Genomic DNA, 12,989 nt, shown 5'->3' with positions numbered 1-12,989 from the left:
GTATTTATGAAATCCATTTTAACAAAGGGGACTGTAATGAAAGCCAATCATTCAACTCGAAAAGCAATCGTCATTGGAGCAGGCCCAGGAGGACTCGCAGCAGGAATGTTACTTGCTAGTCAGGGATATGAAGTGAACATGTACGAGAAACAGTCTGTTGTCGGTGGACGTTCTTCACAATTGAAGCTAGGGGAGTATCGTTTCGATCGCGGAGCTACTTTTTTAATGATGCCTCATTTGATCGAAGAATTATTCCGTGTATCCAAGCGTTCACTATATGATTATGTAGACATGCAAGAATTAACACCAATGTACAGCTTACATTTCGGTGATAAAGTATTCCAACCTTCACGAGATCGAGAAGATACGGCTGCGCAGATCGCAACGCTTTTCCCCGGTGATGAGGCGGGGTATTATCGTTATCTGGAAGAAGAAGATGTGAAGCTGGAAAAAGTCATGCCTTTGTTGCGGAGACCTTTTTCCAATTTGACCGATTATATGCGTAGTGATGTATTCCGCGCATTACCTAAGCTTCATCTGAACGATACGGTATATGGACGATTGTCTAAATATTTCAAAGATGAGCGATTGAAGATGTCATTTGCTTTTCAAGCTAAATATTTAGGAATGTCTGCTTGGGATTGTCCGGGAACCTTTACGATTTTGTCGTATCTGGAACACCGTTATGGACTTTTTCATCCTAAAGGCGGAATCAACGCTATATTCGAAAGTATGGCTAAAGTAATCTCTGAACACGGAGGTCACGTACATACAGGTGTAGGCGTGAAACAAGTCATTACCGAAGGACGTACAGCCAAGGGGGTTGTACTGGACAATGGGGAGACTGTATATGCAGATCATATTGTAATTAATGCTGATTTCTCTACAGCGATGAATCAATTATTTGCACCCGGTGTATTGCGCAAATATTCACCAGACAAGCTAGCTGCCAAAAAATATTCTTGTTCTGCGGCGATGTTATATCTAGGTGTCGATGGAGCTATTGATCTACCCCATCATTCGGTGCATTTCTCTGAAGATTATCATCGCAATGTAGATGAGATTATGAAGAAAAAAACATTATCAGAAGATCCATCGATCTATGTTCATAATCCATCCGTTTTAGACCCAACACTGGCCCCTGCTGGCAAAACAGCACTATACATTTTGATGCCAACACCGAACTTAACAGGTGAAACGGACTGGGAAGCGAAGCGTGAACAAGTGAAAGAACAGATGTTATCTCGAGCAGAGATGATTCCTCAATTAGCTGACTTGCGTGAACGGATTGAAGAAATGAGCTTTTTCACACCGCTGGATTGGGAACAACAATTAGATGTATATCAAGGAGCAACGTTTAATCTAACGCATCACTTGGATCAGATGATGACATTCCGTCCGCATAATCGTTTTGAAGAATTAGATGGTGTATGGCTAGTAGGTGGAGGAACGCATCCGGGTAGTGGATTGCCGACTATTTTTGAATCTGCACGTATCAGTACCAGTATGATCTTTAAGCAGGATGGAATCGTGATTACCGATGAGACTCATGCCGATCAAGTGATGACCGAGGTTACTCATTCATGAAACGGCATGTAGCAATCGTAGGTAGCGGTATAGGTGGCTTAACAACGGCTTTACTACTGAGCAAGCAAGGTGTACAAGTAACTATATTTGAGAAAAGCAATCGTGTTGGTGGACGCATCGCGTTTGAGTACGAAGGGGAAGAACGGATCGATCAAGGACCGACAATTGTACTGCTACCTGAAATGCTTCATGGTATTATGGAAGAAGCTGGTGTGGCACGTAACAAAATTCCATTGATTGAATGTGATCCACTGTATCGTGTTCATTATCCAGATGGCAAAGTACTCACCAAACATCGCAAGCCTGAAGTGCAGGCAGAAGAAGTAGAACGTGTTTTCCCGGGGCAAGGTGCTAACTTTAGCCGCTTTATGCGTGAAATGCGTCCATTATTTGCTAGAGGACAAGCTTCATTTCTAGAGCGTGATTTTCCCAAGTGGAAACATTTTTTCACTCCAGATAATCTAGCATTAATGCTTAATCTTCGAGCGTATCGTAATCTGAGTAGTGCTGCGGGATTGTATTTTACAAATGATCAGTTGCGTGAAGCTTATTCGTTACAAAGTCTGTATATCGGCGGGATTCCAGAAAAAGCACCGGGATTGTATACAATGCTCCCTTATGCTGAACATGCTTTTGGTATATGGATGATCAAAGGTGGATATGGAAGATTGCCCGAGATTTTGGCGCAAGAATTAGCAGACCGCGGGATCAAGATTCAGCTTAATCGCACTGTTGAAAAGCTAGAAATTCAGCATGGTGTTTGTCTAGGGGTTCAGGTGGATGGAGAAAAACACCATTTCGATGCCGTATTGTATAATGGAGACTTCCCTAACATTTCAGCTTTAATGGACAAAGGAATCACCAAGCCACGTCGTAAACCGTATCAACCTTCATCAGGTTGTGTGCTGATCTATGCGGGAACCAATCGTCGATGGGATGATATGTTAACCCATCAATTCTTTTTACCACCTAGTCTAAATGATAGTCTTAGACAAGCATTCAGTAATCGTCAGTTGCCAGAAGACCCTGCTTTTTATGTATTTAATCCCGTAGCAGTTGATCCCGATGCAGCGGCTGAAGGGCATAGTGTATTATACTTTTTGATTCCAGTGACCGATGAAGTAGGTATAGATTGGGAGAAAGATACACCACGTCTTGTCGAACATGTACTGAATGCGGCAGAACGTCGTGGATTTACAGATCTTCGTTCTTCGATCAAATGGACTAAAGTACGTACACCTGTAGATGCTTTGCGTAGCGGATTATATGGAGGTGGAAGCTTCGGTATTGCTCCAGTGATTGGGCAGTCCGGTGTATATCGTCCACAGCCTAAGCCTTTTCCCCATATTCGAGGATTGTATGCAGCAGGCGCTTCGGTTCATCCGGGCGGCGGCGTACCTATTGTTATGCAAGGAGCAAGGATGGCTGCACATCAAATGTTAAAGGAGTTGGGAATTTGAAATCAATCCGAAAGGCTGATTTGCAAAATTGTGAAGAAATGATTCGTCATGGCTCGTCATCGTTTTATTATGCCTTTAGCTGGCTCCCAAGTCCGCAAAAAGAAGCGGTTCATGTGATTTACGCTTTTTGTAGAATGATTGATGATAGTGTAGATGAACCTGAACAATCGTTATACAGTATTCATGAACTCCAAGCTTTATTTAATAAGCTAGAGACCGCAGAAGGACACTTTATTTGGCCTTCTTTGCGTTGGTTATTCAGTGAGTTTCCGGGATTATCCAAAGCCCCATTCCGTCGTCAAATGGACGGTCAAACATATGACCTTGCGTTTACTCGCTATTCAACGATGCGTGAATTAGAGCATTATTGTTATCTTGTAGCCGGAACCGTAGGCGAAATGTTATTGCCTGTGCTTAAAGGTGAGCATAGTGATGAGATTCGTCATTCAGGTATCGCATTGGGTAAAGGAATGCAAATTGTAAATATTATGCGTGATATCGGAGAAGATGGTAGACGAGGCAGACGTTATATTCCGCTTGAATTGTTGCAACGTCATCACTATACAGAAGAAGAGTTAGAAGCAGGCGTGATCGATGATCGTTTTCGCGCATTGATGGATGAATTGCGCTTTTTGGCAGAGCAATGGTTTGCCACAGGGCTTGGCGATTTAGCAGCTTATCCTCAGACCAGTGCATTTACGGTTGAATTAGCTGCGACTTTCTATGCTGGAATTATGGATGTTATTGTAGAAAATGAATACGATGTATTCACCAAGCGCGCGTATGTTACAGATGAACAAAAACGTGATATGTTGATCGGAATTGCGATGAGACACGGGTTTACTACAGATATGCTTAAGCGATCGGTGGTTTCTTAATATGGGTTGGTTATTTTGGATCTGGTATAGTATCGGAACTATCTTGTTATTAACAATAGGTGTACCGAAAGTATTGGATTTTTCAAATGGACTTTTTCTCGTGTTTTATGCATTATATGCGCTCTATCTAATCCATAGGGCAGATCTTTTTAAAGAAATGTCCGACCAGTCAGTCAGTGGCTCTCTGAAGCCTCTATGGTCACGCCTTATCGTATCTGGCGTGATCATCTGGCTAGGTGGTATGGGTTTAGAATGGGTTGGTGTACATAGTGGTTGGCCGTTTGGAGAATACGAGTATACCTCTGTTCTAGGCGCTTTGATTTATGGTGTACCCTGGACATTAGGATTTGCATGGATTGGTGTAGTCGCAGGAGGCGTGTTGTTAAGCAGTTCTTCTCATCGTTCTTCGGTAGATCGTCCATCCACATCGAATCAAGGTATGTATCTGCTCATTCGTGCATGCAAAGTAGGCATATGGGTGATCATTTTGGATCTTGTGCTTGACCCAGTTGCTCATGCACGCGGATTCTGGCATTGGGCAGAAACGGACGGATTTTACGGAGTGCCGTGGAGTAATTTTGTAGCATGGTTTATTGTAGGTGGATTATTGTCTATGGTGTTGCCGCGTTTGATTTTGACATTAGGGATTTTGCGTCAGGCGACTTTTTTATATCAAGCGATGTTATTATTCTTCGGATTGTTAGCATGGCAAGCCGATATTGGTGGATCGATGATGGTTGCCTTGATCGGTATTATTTTAGCAGAGGGGAATTATCGTTATGATACCCGCAGGTAAATCAGCATCGTTTCAAATGGTATTTCGAAAGTATAATGAATGGTATCTTATTCGCCGTAATTTTCATTCTTTAACGATAACCGGTTCGCTAGATGCTTTACCAGCTCAGCAACCGGTTATTTATATTATGAACCATAGTTCATGGTGGGATGGGTTGCTGGCGTATCATGCATACAATCGCACTTCAGTAGGCGATCATTATATGATGATGGAAGAACGGCAATTGAAGCGGTATGATTTTTTTCGCAAAGCAGGAGCCTTTTCGATTGAAAAAAGCAGTCCTAGCGATGTACGGCAAAGTATGCGTTATGCCGCAGGATTACTTGAGCAAAGTAAACGGATATGGCTGTTTCCACAAGGAGAAATTCGCCATCTGGAGACACGTCCGTTAACGTTCCGTCCGGGCATCGGATTATTATTACGACAAGCTCCACCGGAAACAGCTGTGATTCCTGTCACGTTGCATTATGGACTGTATCAGCAACCTCGATTGCAAGCTTCTTTACATATTGGAGAGCCTATTTTCCAAAATTGGAAACAGATCGGTTCCAGCGATTGTGCAGAGATGCTAGAAGATAGGTTAACTGTACAGTTGGATCAACATAGCCAGCAATTGCTATTATCCAAAGAAGGATATTTACCTGATGAAGTTCATCTTATTGGTAGGAAGCGCACCGTAGATGAGAAATATGATCAATATCGCAAAATAAGAAAAAGGTGAAATGATGCTATTGATCATGCAAGTACTTACAGTATGGCTAGCGATTCAGCTTTTATTTACGATCTGGAATTTATCTCGTATGCCCAAATTAGGCAAATCGTTATCTAGCCAAAGCACTTATTATCAACCTTCGGCAGACTCGCATGATCAGGCTGTAGCAGACCATACTAGTGGGAAGGATCAGCGTTCTAAGCCTATATTATCGATTATGATTCCAGCCCGTAACGAAGAGATTAATATTCGTCAGTGCTTGGAATCTGTATTGAATTGTCGTACCGATTCGATTGATATTGAAGTGCTGGTGATGAACGATCATTCAGAAGATCGTACAGTAGCTGAGATTCAGCAAGTGATGCAGCAAGATGATCGGGTACGCCTTTTTCATAGTGATCCTTTACCAGACGGCTGGATGGGCAAATCATATGCGTGTCATCAACTGGTGCAACATGCTCAAGGGAACTGGTGGTTATTTATTGATGCAGATGTAAGACTAGAAGTAGAAGGGCTAGAAGCCGCAATGGTTACCGCACGTTCTCAAGGCAAAGGTCTAATTAGTGGATTTCCACGCATGGAGACAGGCACATGGTTAGAAAAGATTCTTGTACCCATGATGTCATTTGTGATTGCGTATCATTTGCCGATTATGATGGTTCGTCGTAGTCGTAGCCCTTTCTTTGTGGCTGTGACAGGGGCATGGTTAATGATTCACCCGGACAGTTATGCTCGTTCAGGAGGACATGAAGGAATTTCCACTCAGATTGTAGAAGACATGGAATTAGCTCGTGCAGTCAAGCGAATCGGTGATCCGGTGACACTGGCTAATGTACAGCATTATACATCTGCTCGTATGTACCGCAATGCGGGACAAGTCTGGGAAGGTTATAAAAAGAATATTTTTGTAGGTGCAGGACGTAGTCCTCTGCTAGCGATCGGGATTTCTATTTATTATGCACTGTTATTTATTCTGCCTGTGATTACATTGATCTATAGTCTATGTACCTTAGATACCATGCTGATTGGCTGGTCATTGCTCAGTATTTTGATTGGAATGATCACCAAAAGCATCATTGATGTCTATCATGGTAAGCCGATCTGGATGGGAATATACATGCCTGTTAGTGCGGCTTGTCTGATCGGGATTATGATGGATTCTTGGCGTGCAGGAGCCAATGGTACAGGTTACAATTGGAAAGGAAGGAATTATGGATGAGTGATCGCAAAGCGCTGATTATTGGCGCTGGCTTCGGTGGATTATCTTGCGCCATCGGTCTAGCTTCACGCGGATATGATGTGACTATTTTAGAGAAGCAACTGACGGTCGGTGGCAAATTACAACATATAGAAAAATCAGGTTATCAGTTCGACCGTGGACCAAGCACGATCACAATGCCTCATGTATTCCGCAGTGTATTTGAGCAAGCTGGACGACAGATAGAAGACTATGTAGATTTGTATGATCTAGAACCACGTACACGTAATATTTTTGCAGATGGATCAGTGGTAGACTTAAGTCGTCATGCTGAAGTGACAGCGGAACAGATTGCAATCTATAGCCCTGAAGATGCGCTTCAATATCCTCGATTTTTAGCAGAAGCGAAGCAGATGTATCTGGAAGCGAATAATCAATTTCTAAATACCTTATTACTGTCATGGCGTGATAAAATAAAGCCATCTATGGGCAAAGGCTTACTGCGAGTACATCCATTAACAACATTACAATCGTTATTGCGCAAATATTTTCGCCATCCCAATACATTGATGTTATTCGGACGGTATGCCACTTATGTTGGCGCTTCGCCTTATCAAGCACCCGCTATATTTGCCATGCTTAGTCATGTGGAAGCAGAGCTTGGAGTGTATGGAGTACGTGGAGGTACATATCAGTTAATACGGGGATTGGAAAAGCTGGCTATTGAATTAGGTGTATCGATACGAACAGGCACAGAAGTCTCCCGAATTTTGGTACAATCAGGTAAAGCCATTGGTGTAGAAAGTAGTCTAGGTGATTATTTTGCCCCTGTTGTGATTATTAATGGTGATGTGCTCAGTATGAGTCAGATGTTATTAGATGAACATGAACGCCCTTCACTTAGTGATAAGCAGATCGATCGGTATGAGCCTTCATTATCTGGCTTTGTGACACTTGCAGGTGTACCCCGTCAATATGATCAACTGCTTCATCATACGGTCTTTTTTCCGGAACAATATGAACCTGAATTTCTATCGATCTTCGGGCAAAAGCGTCCGCCAACATTACCAACATTATATATTTGCTATTCAGGTTATTCTGAAGCCCAGATGGCTCCGCCGCTGAGTAGTAATTTGTTTATTTTAGCCAATGCTCCTTATTTGTCAAAGGAGTGGGATTGGGAACTACAGCGTCAAGCCTATGGACATAAGATTGCGGCATTGTTAGAACAATATGGATTGGAAGATATTTCACAAGGACCGGTCTGGGAGCATTATACGCCTGCTGATATTCAGCGCGATACGTATGCTCATCAAGGAGCGATCTATGGTATTTCATCCAATTCGGTAAAACAGACTTTTTTCCGTCCGGGTAATCGAAGCCGTGATGTACAAGGATTATGGTATGTCGGTGGAACAACACATCCAGGTGGAGGCACACCGATTGTGACATTATCAGGCCAACTTGTTGCTAAACATATTGCAAGTCAACATTAGAATCGAAACGAGGGCACATTATGAAATCTGAAGAAATAATACCTGAAGGACAGATTGCTGATCGTAAAAGTGCTCATGTTCGTCTTTGTCTGGAAGAAAATGTAGCAGGAGAAGGCGTAACTTCCGGTTTTGAAAAGTATCATTTTCGCCATCAAGCCTTACCAGAACTGGATTTTGCCACTATTTCACTACAAACTTCTTTTCTAAATCAACCGGTTGCCACACCTTTACTAATCAGTTCGATGACAGGTGGTAGTCAAGCTACCGGAGATATTAACAAACGTTTAGCGACTGTAGCCGAGCAACGTGGCTGGGCGATGGGACTAGGCTCTGTACGAGCTGCCATAGAACATGATGAGTTAGCAGCTACTTTCAATGTGCGTCAACAAGCGCCAAATATTCCGATTATAGCGAATCTAGGTGCTGTGCAGTTGAATTATGGATTTGGGATTGATCAATGTCGACGTGCTGTTGATCTGGCTGAAGCCAGTGCATTGGTGCTTCATTTGAACAGTTTACAGGAAGTTTTTCAGCCTGAAGGTAATGTTAATTTTGCCGGTTTATTGTTACAGATTGAACAGATCGCCAAGCAGTTAGAAGTACCGATCGGTATCAAAGAAGTGGGTTGGGGAATCGATGGAGAGACCGCTCGCTTGTTAGTGGATGCAGGAGCATCGTTTATAGATGTGGCTGGTGCAGGTGGAACATCTTGGAGCCAGGTCGAAAAGTTCCGCAGTATTGATCCTGTACGCCGCGCCGCTGCTGAAGCTTTTGCAGGCTGGGGCACACCGACAGCAGAGTGTATCGTAGATGTCCGTCAAGAACTGCCCGAAATGACCATCATCGGTAGCGGTGGACTCAAAAATGGAGTCGATGCCGCCAAAGCGATTGCATTAGGAGCCGACTTTGCTGGATTTGGAAGATCGTTATTAGGAGCGGCTGTAGAATCCACAGAAGCGTTAGAACAAGTATTAGCTCAAGTTGAATTTGAATTATCCGCCGCCATGTTGGGTATTGGAGCAGGAGATATCACTGCATTACAATCGACCACACGCTTGCGTTCGAACGTATAAGTATAGTCATATATATCTAAAAATAGTTATCCTTTGGGCAGAAAGGAGTCAACATATGGCTGTATCCGAAGCCGAACAAGCACGCCAGCATACGATTCAACAGATTGCAGAACGATATCAACCTCTTTTTAAATATTTAAAAAGCAAAAAATGTCTCCGTCAAAAAAGTGGTGACTTTACATTTGATATTTCATTTACAGGCTCCAAGTACGGTGAATTGCGTGTATTTGTAAGTGTAGAGACAGCAATAGCACCTCCTGATGCCAATTGTGTTTTTATCAGTCCGATTGTAAATTTGACGCGTAAATACAAAAATATAGATAGTTATCATGTCATAACCATCAGCGAGCGAGAGCGGGTTATTGAAGAAATTTGTCGGTATATCGATGATTATGTTTTGCCGTTCTTTGCCCGCTTTGAACAGATTGAAGTTCTTTCACAAGAAGTCTCCACACAAGGATTTTTACCTCATCGCAAAAACTGGGATCGGTTCAGTCTGACCACCAAGCGCTTTCTAGAATTATATCCTCCTTCTTCTTAAATTAAAGATCCGTTGTATCTCGAAATCCAATCTATTTTGGATTTCTATCTTTATTTCTGAAAGAATTCTGAAAATTTCTGAATAATAGTACAAATTAACTATATTTTTTTGCAGCTCCTCTTCAAAACTCACACCTTTTGTACGATATATATGTAGTTAGGCATCTTGAGGACTACAGAATAGATAGAGGTATGAAGGAGGCAACATCAGTGAAAAGGGGCAAAAAAATTAAGTTAGGGTTACGCTTGAAATTATATCTTATGATTATCGTGCCATTGATTATAGTGGCTGTATTAACCATGTTTATTACACAAATATTAATTAAAGATGCTGCTTTATCTACAATGCAGTATAACAACCAAAACTTAGCTAAAAATACGATTGCTAATCTTAATTTAGCTGCTATTGAAAAGCTAGGCACGAGTAAAAATCCAGAACAACTTCAAGAATATCGCGATCTTCGTGACCAGTTGACTATGTTACGTCAAGAAACGGGATCATTATATATTTATTTGTTTAACTATGTGGATGGAAAATGGTTCTATACAGTGGACGGAGCCGCATGGGATGATGAGGACTACAGCAAATACGGAGACGAATTTGAATTTAGTTCAGGGATTGCTCCAGAGGTATTATCAGAACAAATGGTGACTACTGATGTAGCTACAGATCCGACATGGGGAGAATTATTTTCTACCTTTTCACCGATCAAAGACCCAAGTGGAAAAACGGTCGGATACTTGGGAATCGATATTTCGGCAAGTGCTGTGAATACAGTCTATTCCAGTACATTAAAACAGGCATATCAAATGGTTATTCCTGTATTTACAATAGTTCTCTTGATTGCTGTTTTATGTGCAATGGCATTTATTCGCCGGATGTTACGTCAAGTGGGCGAGATCAAGACGAGTATGGAAAATGTCACTAAAGGTGATCTAACCGTACAATCGAAACGGATTACAGGAGATCAATTAGGCGATATCAGTGACTTGAATAATGCAATGGTCGCTCATATCACCGATATGATTACTAATATTCAGAACAGTTCGCATACCCTACAAGAATCGTCTCAATATATTTCAAAAGTTTCTGAAGGCACATTACGTCAGACAGAAGAGTTATCTCGTGCCATTCATGAGATTGCTACGGGTTCAACCCAACAAGCACAACAGACCGATGAAGCAGTACAACATTCAGAACGTCTAGGACAGATTATTGATGAAGTGGGCAGTTATGTAGATCGCTTCGGAGATACCGCTCGCCAACTTACTGAAGTGCGCGAACAAGTCACACAAGAACACCAACGATTGTTAACACAAGGTAAGCAAAATGTTCAACAAATGCAGCATATGCAGTTGATGTCACGCACGTTAGCAGAGCAATCACAACAAGCGGCGAATGTGAGTGGTCAAGTTCAAAGTATTGTAAAACAGACTCAGATCTTAGCATTAAATGCATCCATCGAAGCTTCTCGAGCAGGTGAAGCCGGTAAAGGATTTGCTGTTGTTGCGAGTGAAATGCGAAGTCTAGCACAACAGTCTGAAGATTCGATTCGTGAAATTGATATGATTTTAGGTAGCTTTGTCGAGCAAATTAATAGCATGAGTGGTCAATTTGATACAACCATGCAGTCTGCGGATCGACAAGAATCTCAGATTACTGAATGTATGGAGACATTTGAACAAGTGAGCCAAGTGTCTGAAGAAGTACACGGATTAGCTGTAAATCTAGCAGATCGTACAGCACATATGCAGAATATTCGTCATGAAGTAGAAGAGCAACTCAGTTATATCGCTTCAGCGACTGAAGAAACCTCTGCTATGACCGAAGAAGTATCGGCTAGTGCGCAAGAACAAGAACAGTCGGTTACTGAATTATCGACCATCTCTCAAAATCTAACGACACTGTCGAGCCAACTTCAAACTTTGACGAATAAATTTATCGTATAGTTGTTTGCCACACCGAGGGTTCTCATATATAATGAGTGTGGAAATTCATGTTCGTTTATTTATAAATTCAGATCAATAGGAGTTGTCATATAAATGGCTTTGAAAGCAGGTATTGTCGGATTGCCGAACGTTGGTAAATCTACTCTTTTTAATGCAATTACACAAGCAGGTGCAGAATCTGCGAACTATCCGTTTTGTACAATTGATCCTAACGTAGGGATCGTAGAAGTTCCAGACGAGCGTTTAGACAAATTAACAGAATTGGTTGTACCTAAGAAAACGGTACCTACTGCTTTTGAATTTGTAGATATCGCAGGTTTGGTACGTGGAGCAAGTAAAGGCGAAGGCTTGGGTAACAAATTCTTAGCGCATATCCGTGAAGTGGATGCGATTGTACACGTAGTTCGTTGTTTTGAAGATGAGAATATTACGCATGTTGATGGCAAAATCGATCCAATCAGTGATATCCAGACGATTAATCTGGAATTAATTTTGGCTGATTTGGATAGTGTAGAGAAACGCATCGAGCGTTCACGCAAAAATGTTAAAGGCGGTAACAAACAAACCGCTCAAGAAGTCGAAGTATTAGAGCGTATCAAAGAATCGTTGTACAACGATATGCCTGCTCGTAGTATTGAGCTAAGCGAAGATGAGCGTCTACTTGTTCGTGATCTTCATTTGCTAACGATGAAGCCTGTATTGTATGCGGCTAATGTGAGTGAAGATGGCGTAACTGAAGCAGATACTAATCCTTTTGTATTAAAAGTAAAAGAATTTGCTGAAGCTGAAAATGCGGTTGTTGTGCCGATCAGTGCAAAAGTAGAAGCAGATATCTCTGAACTTGAAGATGAAGACAAAGCGATGTTCTTAGAAGAACTGGGTCTAGCAGAATCTGGTCTAAACCGTCTAATCAAAGCAGCTTACCAGTTGCTAGGTCTGTACACTTACTTTACAGCAGGTGTACAAGAAGTACGTGCTTGGACAATACGCAAAGGAACCAAAGCTCCTGGAGCAGCTGGCGTCATTCATACAGACTTTGAACGCGGATTTATTCGTGCAGAAGTCGTAGGATATGAAGATCTTGTGAATGCAGGTTCGATGAATGGTGCTAAAGAACGCGGACAATTGCGTTTGGAAGGTAAAGAATATTTGGTTAAAGATGGCGATGTTATGCATTTCCGCTTTAACGTGTAAGATTGATTTTTGAATTAAGACAATACTATATACGAATATCAGCATTTGAAGTTGATAATACAGAAAGAGTCCCGTTTTCCATTAAGGAAAGCGAGACTCTTTTTT

General features: G+C 41.9%; 11 protein-coding genes. All 11 read left to right on the top strand.

Annotation, left to right across the window (positions count from 1 at the left end; translation table 11 throughout):
• Nucleotides 1-36: 36 nt before the first annotated feature.
• The 11 genes from PaeCFBP13512_RS10700 (at nt 37) to ychF (ending at nt 12,884) form a co-directional block, all read left to right on the top strand.
• Nucleotides 37-1,587 carry a phytoene desaturase family protein gene (locus PaeCFBP13512_RS10700; RefSeq protein WP_069328695.1) on the top strand — a complete coding sequence of 517 codons (1,551 nt, stop codon included), beginning with the start codon at nt 37-39 and terminating at the stop codon, nt 1,585-1,587.
• The gene (locus tag PaeCFBP13512_RS10695) at nt 1,584-3,047 is read left to right on the top strand and encodes a phytoene desaturase family protein (protein WP_137222990.1); all 1,464 of its coding nucleotides are present in this window, start codon (nt 1,584-1,586) and stop codon (nt 3,045-3,047) included. The genes PaeCFBP13512_RS10700 and PaeCFBP13512_RS10695 overlap by 4 nt, the downstream gene beginning before the upstream one ends.
• Nucleotides 3,044-3,925 carry a phytoene/squalene synthase family protein gene (locus PaeCFBP13512_RS10690; protein ID WP_083243577.1) on the top strand — a complete coding sequence of 294 codons (882 nt, stop codon included), beginning with the start codon at nt 3,044-3,046 and terminating at the stop codon, nt 3,923-3,925. Before PaeCFBP13512_RS10695 ends, PaeCFBP13512_RS10690 begins: the two co-directional genes overlap by 4 nt.
• Nucleotide 3,926: 1 nt before the next feature.
• The gene (locus PaeCFBP13512_RS10685; RefSeq protein WP_137222988.1) at nt 3,927-4,721 is read left to right on the top strand and encodes a carotenoid biosynthesis protein; all 795 of its coding nucleotides are present in this window, start codon (nt 3,927-3,929) and stop codon (nt 4,719-4,721) included.
• Entirely contained in the window at nt 4,705-5,442 is a 738-nt protein-coding gene (locus tag PaeCFBP13512_RS10680) for a lysophospholipid acyltransferase family protein (RefSeq protein ID WP_137222986.1), read from the top strand. The genes PaeCFBP13512_RS10685 and PaeCFBP13512_RS10680 overlap by 17 nt, the downstream gene beginning before the upstream one ends.
• A 4-nt stretch (nt 5,443-5,446) precedes the next feature.
• On the top strand, nt 5,447-6,652 hold the full coding sequence (locus PaeCFBP13512_RS10675; protein WP_069328707.1) for a glycosyltransferase: 1,206 nt from the start codon (nt 5,447-5,449) through the stop codon (nt 6,650-6,652).
• The gene (locus tag PaeCFBP13512_RS10670; protein WP_069328699.1) at nt 6,649-8,127 is read left to right on the top strand and encodes a phytoene desaturase family protein; all 1,479 of its coding nucleotides are present in this window, start codon (nt 6,649-6,651) and stop codon (nt 8,125-8,127) included. Before PaeCFBP13512_RS10675 ends, PaeCFBP13512_RS10670 begins: the two co-directional genes overlap by 4 nt.
• A gap of 20 nt (nt 8,128-8,147) precedes the next feature.
• Complete coding sequence (gene fni, locus PaeCFBP13512_RS10665) at nt 8,148-9,200, top strand: type 2 isopentenyl-diphosphate Delta-isomerase (protein WP_137222984.1); 1,053 nt, start codon at nt 8,148-8,150, stop codon at nt 9,198-9,200.
• Nucleotides 9,201-9,255: 55 nt separating this feature from the next.
• The gene (locus PaeCFBP13512_RS10660) at nt 9,256-9,741 is read left to right on the top strand and encodes a hypothetical protein (protein ID WP_069328701.1); all 486 of its coding nucleotides are present in this window, start codon (nt 9,256-9,258) and stop codon (nt 9,739-9,741) included.
• Between the two features lie 209 nt (nt 9,742-9,950).
• Nucleotides 9,951-11,690 carry a methyl-accepting chemotaxis protein gene (locus PaeCFBP13512_RS10655; protein ID WP_137222982.1) on the top strand — a complete coding sequence of 580 codons (1,740 nt, stop codon included), beginning with the start codon at nt 9,951-9,953 and terminating at the stop codon, nt 11,688-11,690.
• Nucleotides 11,691-11,783: 93 nt separating this feature from the next.
• Complete coding sequence (gene ychF, locus PaeCFBP13512_RS10650; RefSeq protein ID WP_069328703.1) at nt 11,784-12,884, top strand: redox-regulated ATPase YchF; 1,101 nt, start codon at nt 11,784-11,786, stop codon at nt 12,882-12,884.
• The last annotated feature ends 105 nt before the right edge of the window (nt 12,885-12,989 follow it).

The organism is Paenibacillus sp. CFBP13512 (assembly GCF_005233705.1).
Classification (GTDB): domain Bacteria; phylum Bacillota; class Bacilli; order Paenibacillales; family Paenibacillaceae; genus Saccharibacillus; species Saccharibacillus nuruki.
Note: the sequence above shows the minus strand (reverse complement) of the source record. Positions and strands in the feature narration are given on the sequence as shown.